This window comes from Ruegeria atlantica (assembly GCF_013032005.1).
GTDB classification, from domain to species: domain Bacteria; phylum Pseudomonadota; class Alphaproteobacteria; order Rhodobacterales; family Rhodobacteraceae; genus Ruegeria; species Ruegeria atlantica_A.
The window spans coordinates 1,017,670-1,032,510 of sequence record NZ_WQBE01000001.1 but is presented as its reverse complement, the minus strand read 5'-3'; the positions used below and the strand labels follow the sequence as shown (position 1 = coordinate 1,032,510).

The window sequence follows — 14,841 nt, the reverse complement described above, 5'->3', positions numbered from 1 at the left end:
GGGGGGGAAGATGCCCGAGACGATGTTGCTGGCCCAGATGCTGGGCCTTTTGCTTGTAATCGGGGCGCTGGCCGGTGTTCTGGCCGGATTGCTGGGTGTTGGTGGGGGTATCGTGCTGGTGCCCGCCTTTTTCTATGCCTTCCAGACGCTTGGATATGGCGGCCCGCAGTTGATGCAGCTGTGTCTGGCGACCTCTTTGGCGACGATCATCGTGACCTCTGTGCGATCGGTGCTGTCGCACAACAAGAAAGGCGCAGTGGACTGGGAAATCCTGCGCGGCTGGGGGCCTGGGATTGCGGTCGGGGCGATCATCGGCGTTCTGGTGGCCTCGGCGCTGCGGACCGAGGTTCTGCAGATTTTGTTTGGCGTGCTGGGGATGGTCATCGGGGCCTATCTTGGGCTAGGCAAATCTGAATGGCGGTTGGGTGACGCCATGCCCAAAGGGATCAAACGTGCCGTACTGTCGCCCCCGGTGGGCTTTCTTTCAGTGTTGATGGGGATCGGAGGCGGCAGTTTCGGCGTGCCACTGATGAGCCTTTACAACACGCCCATTCACCGCGCCGTGGCAACTGCTGCCGGTTTTGGCGTGATCATCGCGGTGCCTTCGGTTCTGGGCTTTCTGTTTCTGGACGTTCCGCCGGAACACCGCCCGCCACTGACCATCGGGGCGGTAAATTTGATTGCCTTTGGTATCGTTGTCGCCATGACGACAATCACCGCGCCGTGGGGGGTAAAGCTGGCTCATGCGATGAACCCCAAACCCCTCAGACGCGTGTTTGCCGTGTTCCTGACGCTGGTCGCCCTGAACATGCTGCGTAAGGCACTGGGGTTATGAGCGATTTTCACGAAAATGGCTGGATCAGGTTCCCCTTCGATCCGGTGCTGGCCGAGTGGGTAGGGCACGCGCTGCCCGCTGCCCGTGCATCTGTCACTGACCCAGCCCATGCCCAATGGCTGGATTGTGAGGGGACATGGTTTATTGGCGTCGACGCGCTGGACAATGACCCGCGGGGCAGGGTTGGGCAATCGGGGGTGTTGTCTGGCCAAGCCATGGATTTCATCACCGATCATTACGGAGAACTGCCGCTGCACAAGGGACAGGTCTCGGTCATCTACCCCGGCTATCCACGCCCGCGGCAGGGTGAAAGCGCCAGCGCCGGGCAGTATCGGTTAAAGCGGGACGCGGCACATGTGGACGGGTTGCGGCCTGCGGGACCGGATCGGCGGCGGCGGGTGGATGAGCCGCATGCGTGGATATTGGGCATTCCTCTGAACGATGCCAGTATTGATGCCGCCCCCATGGTGCTGTGGGAAGGCAGTCATAAAATCCTGCGCGCCGCGTTCAAACACGCGCTGGACGGGCACCCACGCAATAGTCTGCATCAGGTGGATATAACCGAGGCATATCAGGCTGCGCGCCGCGAAGTATTCGACACTTGCCCACGCATCGAATTGCCCGCCAAACCCGGTGAGGCCTACCTGTTGCACCGTCATTGCCTGCATGGGGTGGCCCCATGGGGCGCCAATGCCTCGGCCGGGGCGGATGGACGCATGATCGCCTATTTCCGCCCCGAGTGCGCCGGGGGAGTAGCCGAATGGATCGAATCCGCCTAACCTCCTGCCATTATTCGGATTTGGAGGTTTTTGATGATTACGGTCCACAGGAATTCGGACGGAGCATTGCTGGAAGTCGAACTGTCCGGCGAGGTGACCAGTACTGATTACAGCGAGGTTCTGGTGCCCGCTATCGAGGCCGCATTGACCGAACATGAAAACGTGCGTCTGCTGGCCGTCGTTCAGCCGGAATTCAAGGGTTACGATCTGAGTGCCGCTTGGGCCGATACAAAGCTGGGGCTGAGCCACTGGCGCGGATTTGATCGCATTGGCGTGGCGGCGGATCAGGGTTGGGTAAAGACCAGTATCCGCCTGGCTGCCCCGATCCTGCCATGCCCGGTGCAAGTCTTTGCGCTTTCCGAACTGGAGGCCGCCCGACGCTGGATGCGCGAATCTTTGGGGTCGATTCACGTGGTTGATCTGGGTGGGCCGTGCATTCAGATCAGCCTCTTGGGAAAGCTGGACCCCGACGAATTCAGCCGGGCGGAACGGGACCTCGATAACCTGTTGCAAGCCAAGGAGGGGTTCCGGCTGTTGATCGACTTGCGGGAATTTGACGGCTGGCAGGGTCTGTCAGCGCTGGCATCGCATTTCAAACTGGTTCGGAAACATGCCGGGATGCTGGATCGCGCGGCCATCGTTGGGGACAAAACGTGGCAACATATGGCGCAACGGGCGGCCAGTCATGTTCTGGGCACGAGAACTCAATTCTTTGCATCTGAGGATATCGAAAATGCCAAATCCTGGCTGGCTGCCGGGTAGGCCAAGATTAAACCTGACGCTTACGTCAGGTCATGCTAGGTCAGGCTTAGTTTTTCTTGATTGAATGGTCAAAAAACGATTAGCAATGCCTTGTTCTTCCGCGTAACCACTTCGGAGGAACCTGAAAACTGAAGCGCGTCGCTGTGGGTTGCCACTCACTCACCACAAGTGTTCGAACTTGATCCCCCTCGAAGTTCAGACCAACCTGCAGCGGCGCATATTCAGTCCATGTCCTCGATCTGGATAGAATTTAAGACTTTTTCAGGCGTGCGGCACGACCACCCCTGCGTTTGGTCAGCTGGGGTTTGCGTGAGGGCAGGTTTTCCATGATCTCAGCACGCTCGTTGCTGTCCATTTTGGACCATCGCGAGATTTCATCAATCGTGCGGTAGCAACCGGTGCAGATACGTTCGGTCGGGTGAACGACACAGATCTGGATACAGGGGCTTTCGACCTCGTTCCTTTTCCAAACCATGTTCGTCATTGCCGTATCCCGTTGCAACTAAAGAAAGCGCAGCCTGTCCAGCGCCCCTTGCAGAATATAACCAGCCGCGACGTGATCGATAACCTGTCCGCGACGTTTTCGTGTCGTATCCGCCTCAAGCAGTGCCTTTTCGGCCGCAACCGTGCTCAGCCGTTCGTCCCAGAACCCGATGGAAACCTCGGTCAGCCGCGACAGGTTTCGGGCAAAGGCGCGGGTGGATTGGCAGCGGGGGCCTTCGGTTCCGTCCATGTTTTTCGGCAGACCCAGAATGACACCGCCAATCTCGCGGTCAGCGATCAGTTCCAGCAATCGCGCGGAATCCAGGGTGAATTTTTTGCGCCGTACGGTCTCCAACGGGCTGGCCACACCGCGCATCCGGTCCGAGACGGCGACCCCGATGGTTTTTTCGCCCAGATCCAGACCCATCAGCGCAGTCATCGGCGGTAGGGCGGCAGCAAATTCTTCGAATGCGTCGTGAATCATTGTGCAATTCCGGCCTGCAATGCGGCGGCGTCGATCAGTTCGATGGCATCGGCATTTCCGGCAAAGACTTCCATAGCCTCGTTTTTGATGTCGATGGCCCGCTGACCTTCGCCCAACACGCCAAGGGCTGCAATCAGACGCGCCCATTCCTCGGGTGAACCGCCCTCAGAGGCCAGACGTTCAGACAGTTGGTTGACCATGCCCTTGATCATTTCTTGCCGTTCTTCCGGTGTCAGTTCGGCTGCGGCGTCGACGTCACCCTGACTGGGGCCGGGGGCAGCAGGTATTTCAGGCGCGTTGAATACCCCGGCGCGGAAAGCCAGCTCGTCCAATTGGGCCCGAATGGCTTCGGCCCATGGCGCGCTGACAGGGGCATCGCGGAGGGCATCGACCCAGACCCGGTATCCAACGTCGGGGCGCCCGATCTGCACCATCATCTGCCCTAGGTAGTATTGCGCCGGCCCATGGCGCGGGTCGCGTTTCAGCGCCTGCCTCAATGCCTCTTCGGCCTCGGGCGAAACATAGCCGCCCACGGACAGGATCATCATCTCGGCCAGATGTGAAAAGGCATCGGCGGGTATATCGTCGCCAGACAGCTCGATCACACGTTGCTGGGCTTCGTAAGCGGCGGGAAAATTGCCTGCATTCGCCTCGTGTTGAGCCAGCAGGATATGGCCTTGCAGATCATCGGGGCGTGCTGCAACAGTCTCGCGCAACTGATTCAGAAGATTGGCATAACTCTCATCCAGCTGCGGCAATTGTGCGGGCGGGGCGGCTGCTTCGGCTTCGGCCTGGCTGGGGCGTTCGGCACGCAGAGTTTCGGCTTGCTCCAGCCGCAGCGACAAGGGCTGATCCGGCAGCCCTGCGGCACCCATCTGGCGATACATCCAGATCGCACCGCCCACGACGACAAGCGCGATGACAGCAAAGGCGGTAACGCTGGCCCAGCGAGGAGGTCCGGCGCGATCAACCCCGGCCTGCATCTGCGCGTCGGCGGCCAGAATGCGGCGTGAGATTTCCGTGCGGACCCGGTCTGCGTCGGCCTCGCCGATAACGCCACGGGCCAGATCCTTGTCCACGCCCGCCAGTTGCTCGCGATAGACACGCAGATCATATGCCGCCGCAGGCTCACGCGTTTTGCGGCTGCGGAGCAGGGAAAAGCCCAGGAACAGGGCAATCAGCAGTGCGGTTAGAATGGTGACGACCAGGAACGACATGGTTTCTCCGATTTGGCTGCCCTGACTTAGACCTCTCGGCGGGGCGACAAAAGGGACAAATGGCCGCGAGAGGACGTCATGTCGCAATAAAAGGGCGGATGTCGCAATAGTTCGATATTGTGGCGCTGTGCGGCAGGGGTAAAGTGTTCGCGCACGGCATATCTGCGCCAATCACCGAACCGGATGGATTCGCTCATGAAACACTACTCAGCCTTTGCTGTGGCGCGGGAGGCCCTGCGCTATCACACCGGATGGGAGCGCGCGTGGCGCTCGCCCGAACCGAAAAAGCGGTACGACGTGATAATCGTCGGCGCAGGGGGGCATGGTCTGGCGACCGCCTATTATCTTGGCAAGAATTACGGCATCCAGAACGTCGCCGTGATCGAAAAAGGCTGGCTGGGCGGCGGCAACACCGGGCGCAACACGACCATCATCCGGTCGAACTATCTGCAGGACCCGTCGGCGGCGATCTATGAAAAGGCGCGTGGTCTGTACGAGGACCTGAGCCAGGACCTGAACTATAACATCATGTTCAGCCCCCGCGGTGTGATGATGCTGGCGCAGACACAGCACGAAATCCGCGGTTATCAGCGCACCGCCCATGCCAATGCGCTGCAGGGCGTGCAGACGGAGTGGATTGAGCCCGAACGTGTCAAACAGCTGGTTCCGATCATCAATATCGACGGTCCGCGTTATCCGGTTCTGGGGGCTCTGTGGCAGGAACGCGGCGGCACCGCGCGGCACGATGCTGTGGCGTGGGGCTATGCCCGCGCGTGTTCGGCCATGGGCATGGACATCATCCAGCAATGCGAAGTCACAGGTGTGCGTTCTCAGGACGGCCGTGTCGTTGGCGTAGATACCACCAAAGGCGCGATTGACTGCGAAAAGCTGGGCATCGTGGTCGCAGGCCATTCAGGTCAGCTGGCGGAGATGGCGGGCTTCCGTCTTCCGCTTGAGGCGATCGCCCTGCAAGCGCTGGTCTCCGAGCCGATCAAGCCTTGCATGGATGTGGTCGTGATGGCCAACACCGTGCACGGTTACATGTCTCAGTCCGACAAGGGTGAGATGGTGATTGGTGGCGGTACTGATGCCTATAACAACTTCACTCAGCGCGGGTCCTTCCACCATATCGAGGAAACCGTCCGCGCGCTGGTCGAGACCTTCCCGATGATTTCGCGTCTGAAGATGCTGCGCCAGTGGGGTGGTATCGTGGATATGACCGGTGACCGCTCGCCCATCCTGTCGAAGACGCCGCTACAAGGCTGCTTCATCAACGGTGGTTGGGGCACAGGTGGCTTCAAGGCAATCCCGGGGTCCGGCTGGGGGATGGCGCAGTTGATGGCCACCGGCCATTCGCCGCTGACCGAAGCGTTTTCGCTGGACCGTTTCAAAGAGGGCCGCTTCATCGACGAAAGCGTTGCCGCCGGGGTGGCGCACTAAGGGCGCTGCTCGAGGTTGCCCACAAACAGAATTCAGGTCGGCCATTGTGCCGACCGACCGCCAAAAGGATGAACACATGCTGATCCTGAATTGCCCGTATTGCGGCGTCGACGCCGAAGAAACCGAACTGGCCGCTGGTGGCGAGGCGCATCTGAAGCGTTTCGGTCCGGGCTCGTCGGATGACGAGTTCCACGACTACCTGTTCATGCGCGAAAACCCCAAAGGAGTACATTTGGAACGCTGGCGCCACGCAAATGGCTGTGGCAAGTGGTTCCACGCCGCGCGCTGTACCCAGACACTTGAGGTGTTTGGCACGTATTCCGCACAGGTCACCGAACCTCCGAAAGAGATTAAGGATGCCATCTCGGCCAAGCGCCCCGGCTGGACTTGGAGAGAGTTCGAATGACCCGCGTCACCACCCGTAATTCCGCCTGCGAAAGGTCCGCAACATGAGCACCCGTCTCGCAAAACAAGGCCGGCTGATTGACCGGTCGAAACAGGTCACCTTTACCTTCAACGGCACCTCGATGCAGGGGTACGAGGGCGATACGCTCGCCTCGGCCCTGCTGGCCAATGATCAGATGATGATGGGCCGGTCGTTCAAGTATCACCGCCCGCGCGGCGTTGTCGCCAGCGGCGCGGAAGAGCCGAACGCACTGGTCGGTCTGGGGCAGGGCAACCGGTTCGAGCCGAACCAGCGCGCCACCACGACCGAGTTGTTCAACGGTCTGACCGCGATTTCACAGAACCACTGGCCGAACCTTGAATTCGACATCGGGGCGGTGAACACGCATCTGTCTCGCTTTCTGCCGGCTGGCTTCTACTACAAGATGTTCATCCACCCCAAGCCGTTCTGGAAACACGTTTATGAGCCGTTCATCCGCCAGTCGGCCGGTTTGGGCAAAGCGCCCGACAAAGACAACCGTGACGCGGACACCTATGAGCATTTTTATGCCTTCACCGATGTTCTGGTAATCGGCGGCGGTGTGGCCGGTCTGCAGGCCGCAAAGGCGGCGGCTGCGTCCGGCGCCAAGGTGATGCTGATCGAACAGACAGCCCATTGGGGAGGGCGCGCTCCGGTCGATGGTGGCACCGTTGATGGCGCACCTGTGGATAAGTTCGTGGATCAATTGGTTTCCGAACTGGAAACAATGGACAACGTTACCATGCGATTGCGCTGCATGGGCGCGGGTGTCTATGACCACGGATATGTGCTGGGATATGAGCGTCTAACTGACCATACTCCGGGCATTCAGGGCCCACGCCACCGCCTGTGGCGCATCCGTGCCAAGCAGGTTGTGACCGCAACCGGTGCAATTGAACGTCCGCTGTCTTTCGCGGGTAACGATGTTCCGGGTGTGATGCTCGCTTCGGCCATGCGCGACTATGTGGTGAACTGGGGTGTCACCCCGGGCGAGCGCGTGATCGTTGCCACCAACAATGATGATGGGTATCGCACCGCGATCATCCTGAAACAGGCCGGAGTGGACGTCCTGCGCGTGATAGATGCACGTGCCGCTGCGGGCCCGATGGCCGAAGAGGCGCGTCAGCTCGGTATCCGGGTGGACCCCGGAAAAGCCGTCGCCAAAGTCAAAGGTGGCAAGCGCGTCAAAAAGGTCGCGATCTGCAATCAGGAAGGTATCGGTGGCGCTCGCGAAGAAGTTGAGTGCGATGCCGTTGCCATGTCGGGTGGCTGGTCTCCGGTCGTTCATTTGTGGTCGCATTGCGGTGGCAAACTGATCTGGGACGACGCGAACGCCCATTTCCGTCCTGACCCCGAACGTCCACCGCTGGGCGCGAACGGCGAAGGCTTTGTCGTGGCCGCCGGTTCTGCCAACGGCCCGCTGGCGCTGGGCGATGTTCTGGCTGACGCACAAACTGCAGGTGAGGCCGCAGCCAATGGCGCAGGTTTCAAACCCAAGACGTCCGACGCGCCGAAGGGTGAAACCACGGTCGAGGCCGCAATGGAGCCGGTCTGGCTGATGCCCGCCAATGCCGAGGTTCAACTGCGCATGAAATCCTGGCTGGATTTCCAGAACGACGTCAAAGTGTCCGACGTCCAACTGGCGGCGCGTGAAGGCTATGAAAGCGTTGAACACACCAAGCGCTACACGACGCTGGGTATGGCAACGGATCAGGGCAAGTTGAGCAATATCAACGGTCTGGCGATCCTTGCTGATGCGTTGGAGTCCGAGATTCCGAAAGTCGGTACCACCACATTCCGCCCGCCTTATACTCCGATCTCGATGGGGTCGATTGGCGGCGAAGCGCGGGGCGACGTGTTCCAACCGATCCGTCAAACCCCGATGCACGACTGGCACGACAAAAACGGTGCCGATTGGGAGCCGGTCGGCCACTGGCGCCGGACCTATGCTTATGTCCGCCCCGGTGAATCCGTACATGACGCGGTGAATCGCGAGGTCAAGAACACGCGCGAAAACCTCGGCCTGCTGGACGCATCGACGCTGGGCAAGCTGATCGTCAAAGGCCCGGACGCAGGCAAGTTCCTGGACATGATGTACACCAACATGATGTCCACGCTGAAGGTCGGCAAATGCCGCTATGGCCTGATGTGCTCGGAAAACGGCTTTCTGATCGACGATGGCGTTGTTGCCCGCATCGATGAGGACACATGGCTGTGCCACACAACCACCGGCGGAGCGGAACGTATCCACGGCCATATGGAAGAATGGCTGCAGACCGAATGGTGGGACTGGAAAGTTTATGTCGCCAACGTGACCGAGCAATACGCTCAGGTGGCCGTTGTCGGCCCCAACGCCCGCAAGGTATTGGAGAAGCTGGGCGGCATGGATGTGTCCAAAGAGGCGCTGCCGTTCATGGAGTGGCGCGATGGCAAGATCGGCGACTTCGACTGCCGTGCCTATCGCATCTCGTTTTCGGGCGAGCTGTCCTATGAGATCGCCGTTCCTGCGTCTCAGGGGCAGGCGTTCTGGGATGCTCTGGTCGAGGCAGGGCAGGAGTTCGGAGTGATGCCTTATGGCACCGAATGTCTGCACATTCTGCGGGCCGAGAAGGGCTTTATCATGATCGGGGATGAGACCGATGGCACCGTGATCCCCCAAGATCTGGGGCTGCACTGGGCACTGTCCAAGAAGAAAGAGGACTACCTCGGCAAACGCGCCCATTCGCGCACCCATATGGCCGATCCGGACCGCTGGAAACTGGTGGGCCTTGAGACTGTGGATGGTTCCGTTATTCCCGACGGTGCTTACGCAGTAGGCGACGGCGTCAACGCCAACGGCCAGCGTAATATGATCGGTCGCGTTACCTCGACCTATTACTCGGCCAATCTGGGCAAAGGCATCGCCATGGGCTTGATCAAGCACGGACCCGACCGGATGGGTGAGATCGTCGAGTTCCCGGGTACCGACGGCAAAACCTATAAAGCCAAGATCGTGGACCCGATCTTCTATGACAAAGACGGGGAGAAGCAGAATGTCTGAACCCATCAGCGCACTGAATCACGCCAGCTATGACGGTATTGTCAAAGTCGAGGAATGTGGCCTGCAGGGTATGATCACCCTGCGGGGCGACCTGTCCGATAAGGTGCTGGTCAAGGCGGTCAAGGATGCCACAGGCCAGAAAGTACCCGGCCAGCGTGAAGCTCTGGTCAATGGCGACACCGGCGTTTGCTGGATGTCCACGGACGAATTGCTGGTGCTAGTGCCGTATGCCGAGGTGGAGGCCAAGTTGGCCGCAATGGCAAACGCGCTTAGCGGCACACACGCGTTGGCGGTCAATGTCTCGGACGCGCGGGCCGTATTCCGCATCTCGGGCGCCAGCGCGCGCGAGGTGGTTGGCAAATTGGCCCCGGTCGATCTGTCGGTCGAGGCGTTCCAACCTGGCCAAATCCGCCGCTCGCGCTTGGCGCAGGTGGCAGGGGCGTTCTGGATGGACGACGCCGAGACCTTCCGTGTTGTCTGTTTCCGGTCGGCCGCGGATTACGTGTTCAAACTGCTCAAGGTTGCGGCGCAGCCAGGCAGTGAGGTTGGATTTTATTGACCTCATAAACCCCGCAGAAAAGTTACAAATAACAGCCGCCTTTCCCAAAAAAGGCGGCTGCTTTCTTTTTCATCTTGTGCAACATTTCGATGCCCTTTTATGAGGGAGGTGCAAAGGCAGTCTCCCCTTAAGATTGTATTGAGTTTTAAGTGGGATAAGGCTGCAAGCTATAGTGTTATTGGTAAAACTTGAAAGCGTAAGAAGATGAAGAAAGCGATAGCCGCCTTGGCTTTGACCTTGGCTGCAACCACAGCGAAAGCTGAAGTCGTCACCTATGACTGCAACTTGCACCGGATGGAAGAAGGATGGATCGCCGAGCGTGTGATCCTGAGTGTTGATGCGGAAAACAAGCGTGCGCGGGCTTATGACGCCTACATTCATCACTATGATGACAAGCAGCCCAAAGATGTGAAATTCAAAACAACCCGCACGGGCGAATACAGGCTCATGTGGAAAATGAAAATCCCCGCCAGAAATAGCGGGCTTGTGTATGTAAGTTATACAGCCACACTGAACCCGGAAAAACAGCGTCTGGACATGATCGCAAGATTTCCTCAAGCCAATGTGCTTAACCGGCCATCGGGTTTCGGAGAGTGTTCAATAAACACGATCGAGTCCCTTTACGCTTCCTGAGTTCTGCAAGCTCGCTGGTTTTGTATACTCGAAAAAAGAAAATCCCCGGGAATTCCGGGGATTTTTTTTAACTTTCAACGCTGCAAGTGCCAAGACCGTAAGGCTTGTTAGAGGCGTTTGTACTGACGAAAGACATACGAACTTTGAGGCTGTTATCAGCGGGATTTAGGTTTGCCTGATACTTGACACGCAAATTACCACCGGCAGAAGCGCGTCGTGTTTCGGTCCAGACCATCCGAACACCCTTGTTGCCACGGCTTTTGTATTTAGTGTCGATCCATTCAGGTCTGCTCGCTACCTTTGCCCAACCGTCTTCGGCGTCCACTTGAAAGGCATAGCTCCGCGCGATCCAGCCGTGGCTGTCCTGTTTGGTCATTTTGCAATTGTAGGTAACTGTTTCCGCCATGGCGCCGTGTGCAAAAAATGCGGCCAAAGCAACAATGCTGAGATATTTCATATTTTTCCGATTTCCTTGTATCCGGGTACAGGAAATTTCAAAAACGGGCAGAAAGAACAAGAGGTTCCAGGCAGTTATTCAGAACGTTTTTGGGATACTGTCAATTGCGCAACAACAGTGTTTTGTATTGCGCAAGAGCGTTCGGATTCAATAGTTGTTCCGCTGTAATTGGTTGGGAGTTTTCGTCAGCGACCGCGGAATAGAAACCCAAAAGATCCAACAGGTTTTTCGTCTTCTCCAATCGATTATCCGTTGCCAACAGCGGGGCGTGCAGCGATAGCAGCAGGGCGGGGCGCTGTTTCTTCAACCAGGCAATCAGAGTGGGCAATACGAAATATTCGGCCCCTTCGATATCCATTTTGACCAGAGATACGCCGGACAGGTCATTTGCGGCCTCGAACTGATCCCATGCAATTGTCAGGGCGTCGCTGCCATGCGTGCCGTCATGCAGTAAGGAACTGGTAGAATCGCCCGGCTCGCCGCGTACCGAGGCCATGCGGGCCACGCCGAACTGGTTGGACAGCGCCACGCCAAAAGCCGAGACGTTGTGGATGTCGTTCAGGTCCAGATTCCACGCCAGATACCTAAATGCAGTCGGATCGGGCTCAAAACACCACACGTGCCGGGCGCGACGGGCACCGTAAAGCACGGTGGGGCCGATCCAGGCGCCGATATCCAGATAGTCGCTGTCGGACGAGAGATATTCGTCGAGAATGGCGAAAGTTTCGGGCTCCCACGCACCGGCTGAGGCTTTGCGCCAGAATTTCGAATGATAAGGGTCCAGATGAAACGGTTCGCCATTCAGGCTGCCTGCATAGTACCCGCGGGCGCGGTAAAACATCTTGCGCGCCTGTGTCAGCATCGCGGACCTCCGGGTTTTATTGTCACGGGCCTTGACCTATGGCGACTGTCAAAGCATTTAACCTTGGGAACCGCAACTTACATTTATTACAGGGGGCCGACATGGCTTTTGAACTTCCTGATCTTCCTTATGCACATGACGCGCTGGCAGCCAAGGGAATGTCCGCAGAAACGCTGGAATATCACCACGATCTGCACCACAAGGCATATGTCGACAACGGCAACAAGCTGATCGCCGGAACCGAGTGGGACGGCAAATCGCTGGAAGAGATCATCGTTGGCACCTACGACGCAAACGCAGTCGCGCAGAACGGCATCTTCAACAACATCAGCCAACTGTGGAACCACAACCAGTTCTGGGAAATGATGGGCCCCGGAGGCAACGCCATGCCGGGTGAGTTGGAAAAAGCCCTGACCGAGAGCTTTGGCTCGGTTGACGAATTCAAGTCGCAGTTCAGCGCTGCTGGTGCTGGTCAGTTCGGTTCGGGCTGGGCGTGGCTGGTCAAGAACTCGGACGGTTCGCTGGCTGTAACCAAGACCGAAAACGGCGTGAACCCGCTGTGCTTTGGTCAGACAGCGCTGCTGGGTTGTGACGTCTGGGAGCACTCGTATTACATCGATTTCCGCAACAAACGCCCGGCTTACCTGTCGAACTTCCTCGACAATCTGGTGAACTGGGAAAACGTTGCATCGCGGATGTAATCCTTGAACCGCAGAAGGTTCATAAAGGGCCTGCTGGCGACCACGCTGGCAGGCCTGTTTGTTGCAGCCTATGGGTTTTTTATCGAGCCCTCGCTGCGATTGCGCGTGCGCAAGTGGCGCGTGCGGCGCAAGGATTGGACAGCGCAGCCGCTACGGATCGCGGTTCTGTCCGATCTGCACGTTGGTGAGCCTTATGTCGGCCTTGATCGTGTCCGGCAGGTAGTGCGGCGTACCAATGCACTGGCCCCCGATCTGATCTTGCTGTTGGGGGATTATGCGGGCCACTACGACGGCATCACCGCTAAAGTCGAAGCTGAAGATCTGGCTCCGGTTCTTGGACAGCTTGAGGCGCGCAGCGGAGTTTATGCTGTTCTCGGAAACCATGACTGGTGGGATGATGAGGATGCCCAACGGCGTGGCGGTGGGCCGAACAAATTCGCCACCGCGTTTCAGGGGCAGGGCATTACAGTGCTGTCCAACGAGGCAATGCGCCTGGACGATTTGGGCATCTGGCTGGCCGGGCTTGAGGATCAACTTGCCTTCAGACGCAATGGCAAGCTTGTGGGTCTGGATGATCTGCCGGGAACCATGGCGCAAGTGACCGACGACGCGCCCGTGGTAATGATGGCGCATGAGCCTGATATCTTTCCCGACATCCCGGAAAATGTGGCGCTGACTTTGTCCGGCCACACGCATGGTGGGCAGGTGCGGCTGTTTGGTTGGTCGCCGGTGGTGCCGTCCAAGTACGGAAATCGTTATGCCTATGGGCATGTACACGAAGACGGACGCGATTTGGTCGTGTCTGGTGGGATCGGGTGTTCGATCCTGCCCGTTCGTTTTGGTGTAACGCCCGAAATCACGGTGATCGAACTGTCAGCCTGACAGGAGAAAACCCGCCTATGAACAAAGTTTCATACTGAGACGGGTTTGCACGCAACCTCGCAGTGCCTACCTTGGGTGTGGCGGAGGGAGAGAACCGCTAACCATATGAAAATGCACAGGCAACGCGCCGGAAACCTTTGGTTGCGTCAGGGTAAACCTATGCCTGTTAATTGAGGGATGGCCGTAGAAACATGACAGGAGATCACGATGGTCGCACTTGAACAGGGAACCTGGGTTGTTATTGCCGATGGGGAAAAGGCGTTGTTCGTCGAGAACATCACCGATGCCGAAGACCCCAATCTGGTGGTTGTTTCGGTTGAAGAACAGGATGGGGTTAGCCGACCCACCGACCGGGCCGGGCGGCGCTTTGATACCGGGCCGAACCAGAAATCGTCGGTTGAAGAGCCAAACTGGAAGACCCACGCCAAATCCCTTTTCGTGCAGGATGTTGCCAATCTTCTAAACCGTAAGGGATTGAAAGGGGCCTTCAATCGGTTGGTTCTGGTTGCCAGCCCGCATGTGCTGGGCCTGTTGCGCCGTCGCCTGCACAGCGAGGTACTTGCCAAGGTCGTGGCCGAGGTGGACAAGACCCTGACCAACCACCCAATGCACAAGGTCGAAAAGCTTCTGACCAGCCGCCTGAACCCGGCAGTTTAGCCGATTTATCCCCCGGTGGGCGGTCTCAGCGTTCCGTCCACCGGTCAGGTCAGGAACCCGCGCAGTGTCGACATCGCCGAGGCCGGATCATCAACCCAAGTGATGTAATCCGCCAACGACTCATCCGCGAACCCCTGACCGATGACGCGCTGCACCAGCTCGTGCAGCGCGTCCCAGTAACCATCCACGTTCATTACCAGAATGGGTTTGTCATGCAGGCCCAGCTGCCGCCATGTCAGCGCCTCGAACAGCTCATCCAGCGACCCCGGGCCGCCCGGAAGCACGACCACAGCATCTGCATTCATGATCATGACCTTTTTGCGCTCGTGCATCGTTTCGGTGACCACAAAGCGGGTCAGGTCGGTTTTGCCGACCTCGCGTTTCAGCAGGTGAACGGGGATCACGCCGAATGTGTCGCCGCCAGCGGATTGCGCAGCACGGGCAACTTCGCCCATCAGGCCGACATCCCCGGCGCCATAGACCAAACGCCAGCCTTCTTGTGCCAGCATCGTTCCGAATGCACTTGCGGCTTCGGAATAGGCGGAATTTGCGCCATTGCGTGACCCGCAATACACACAAACAGATTTCTGAGACATCGTGAACGCTCTCCGGGGTTGTGCCTGGGC

18 protein-coding genes are annotated in these 14,841 nt (G+C 58.4%); 11 read left to right on the top strand and 7 right to left on the bottom strand.

What is annotated here, in order from left to right; all coding sequences use genetic code 11:
• Positions 1 to 10 precede the first annotated feature (10 nt).
• The 3 genes from GOX21_RS05135 to GOX21_RS05125 are packed head-to-tail and all read left to right on the top strand — an operon-like array spanning position 11 to position 2,376.
• The gene (locus GOX21_RS05135; RefSeq protein WP_170375903.1) at positions 11 to 835 is read left to right on the top strand and encodes a sulfite exporter TauE/SafE family protein; all 825 of its coding nucleotides are present in this window, start codon (positions 11 to 13) and stop codon (positions 833 to 835) included.
• Complete coding sequence (locus tag GOX21_RS05130) at positions 832 to 1,614, top strand: hypothetical protein (RefSeq protein ID WP_170375900.1); 783 nt, start codon at positions 832 to 834, stop codon at positions 1,612 to 1,614. The genes GOX21_RS05135 and GOX21_RS05130 overlap by 4 nt, the downstream gene beginning before the upstream one ends.
• Before the next feature lie 33 nt (positions 1,615 to 1,647).
• Positions 1,648 to 2,376 (top strand): STAS/SEC14 domain-containing protein, encoded by a 729-nt coding sequence (locus GOX21_RS05125; RefSeq protein WP_170359118.1) that lies wholly within the window; start codon positions 1,648 to 1,650, stop codon positions 2,374 to 2,376.
• A 250-nt stretch (positions 2,377 to 2,626) separates the two neighbouring features.
• Here the strand turns inward: GOX21_RS05125 and GOX21_RS05120 are convergent, their stop codons facing one another.
• The 4 genes from GOX21_RS05120 to GOX21_RS05105 are packed head-to-tail and all read right to left on the bottom strand — an operon-like array spanning position 2,627 to position 4,757.
• Entirely contained in the window at positions 2,627 to 2,860 is a 234-nt protein-coding gene (locus GOX21_RS05120) for a DUF1289 domain-containing protein (protein WP_170359116.1), read from the bottom strand.
• Between the two features lie 18 nt (positions 2,861 to 2,878).
• Positions 2,879 to 3,343 (bottom strand): Holliday junction resolvase RuvX, encoded by a 465-nt coding sequence (gene ruvX, locus GOX21_RS05115; protein WP_170349136.1) that lies wholly within the window; start codon positions 3,341 to 3,343, stop codon positions 2,879 to 2,881.
• Positions 3,340 to 4,560: a c-type cytochrome biogenesis protein CcmI gene (ccmI, locus tag GOX21_RS05110; protein ID WP_170375898.1), complete on the bottom strand. Its 1,221-nt coding sequence runs from the start codon at positions 4,558 to 4,560 to the stop codon at positions 3,340 to 3,342. The genes ruvX and ccmI overlap by 4 nt, the downstream gene beginning before the upstream one ends.
• A gap of 26 nt (positions 4,561 to 4,586) precedes the next feature.
• Entirely contained in the window at positions 4,587 to 4,757 is a 171-nt protein-coding gene (locus tag GOX21_RS05105; RefSeq protein ID WP_170349134.1) for a hypothetical protein, read from the bottom strand.
• Between GOX21_RS05105 and GOX21_RS05100 the strand changes: the two genes are divergently transcribed.
• The 5 genes from GOX21_RS05100 (at position 4,756) to GOX21_RS05080 (ending at position 10,656) form a co-directional block, all read left to right on the top strand.
• Entirely contained in the window at positions 4,756 to 6,000 is a 1,245-nt protein-coding gene (locus GOX21_RS05100; protein WP_170375896.1) for a sarcosine oxidase subunit beta family protein, read from the top strand. The genes GOX21_RS05105 and GOX21_RS05100 overlap by 2 nt on opposite strands.
• A gap of 76 nt (positions 6,001 to 6,076) precedes the next feature.
• A complete protein-coding gene (locus GOX21_RS05095; RefSeq protein WP_170349132.1) occupies positions 6,077 to 6,406 on the top strand; it encodes a sarcosine oxidase subunit delta in 330 nt (109 codons plus the stop codon).
• A 43-nt stretch (positions 6,407 to 6,449) separates the two neighbouring features.
• Positions 6,450 to 9,464: a sarcosine oxidase subunit alpha family protein gene (locus GOX21_RS05090; protein WP_170375894.1), complete on the top strand. Its 3,015-nt coding sequence runs from the start codon at positions 6,450 to 6,452 to the stop codon at positions 9,462 to 9,464.
• Positions 9,457 to 10,023: a sarcosine oxidase subunit gamma gene (locus GOX21_RS05085; protein ID WP_170375892.1), complete on the top strand. Its 567-nt coding sequence runs from the start codon at positions 9,457 to 9,459 to the stop codon at positions 10,021 to 10,023. The genes GOX21_RS05090 and GOX21_RS05085 overlap by 8 nt, the downstream gene beginning before the upstream one ends.
• A 204-nt stretch (positions 10,024 to 10,227) precedes the next feature.
• A complete protein-coding gene (locus tag GOX21_RS05080) occupies positions 10,228 to 10,656 on the top strand; it encodes a hypothetical protein (protein WP_170375888.1) in 429 nt (142 codons plus the stop codon).
• Positions 10,657 to 10,723: 67 nt separating this feature from the next.
• Here the strand turns inward: GOX21_RS05080 and GOX21_RS05075 are convergent, their stop codons facing one another.
• Entirely contained in the window at positions 10,724 to 11,113 is a 390-nt protein-coding gene (locus GOX21_RS05075; RefSeq protein ID WP_170375886.1) for a hypothetical protein, read from the bottom strand.
• A 100-nt stretch (positions 11,114 to 11,213) separates the two neighbouring features.
• Positions 11,214 to 11,975 carry an FkbM family methyltransferase gene (locus GOX21_RS05070; protein WP_170375884.1) on the bottom strand — a complete coding sequence of 254 codons (762 nt, stop codon included), beginning with the start codon at positions 11,973 to 11,975 and terminating at the stop codon, positions 11,214 to 11,216.
• 101 nt (positions 11,976 to 12,076) lie between these two features.
• On the opposite strand from GOX21_RS05070, the gene GOX21_RS05065 reads away from it, so the two are divergent.
• The 3 genes from GOX21_RS05065 (at position 12,077) to GOX21_RS05055 (ending at position 14,215) form a co-directional block, all read left to right on the top strand.
• On the top strand, positions 12,077 to 12,676 hold the full coding sequence (locus GOX21_RS05065) for a superoxide dismutase (protein WP_170375882.1): 600 nt from the start codon (positions 12,077 to 12,079) through the stop codon (positions 12,674 to 12,676).
• Positions 12,677 to 12,679: 3 nt separating this feature from the next.
• A complete protein-coding gene (locus tag GOX21_RS05060) occupies positions 12,680 to 13,558 on the top strand; it encodes a metallophosphoesterase (RefSeq protein ID WP_170375880.1) in 879 nt (292 codons plus the stop codon).
• A gap of 207 nt (positions 13,559 to 13,765) precedes the next feature.
• Positions 13,766 to 14,215 (top strand): host attachment family protein, encoded by a 450-nt coding sequence (locus GOX21_RS05055; RefSeq protein WP_170349125.1) that lies wholly within the window; start codon positions 13,766 to 13,768, stop codon positions 14,213 to 14,215.
• Between the two features lie 44 nt (positions 14,216 to 14,259).
• On the opposite strand, the gene GOX21_RS05050 is transcribed toward GOX21_RS05055, so the two are convergent.
• A complete protein-coding gene (locus GOX21_RS05050; RefSeq protein ID WP_170375878.1) occupies positions 14,260 to 14,811 on the bottom strand; it encodes a TIGR00730 family Rossman fold protein in 552 nt (183 codons plus the stop codon).
• Positions 14,812 to 14,841 lie beyond the last annotated feature (30 nt).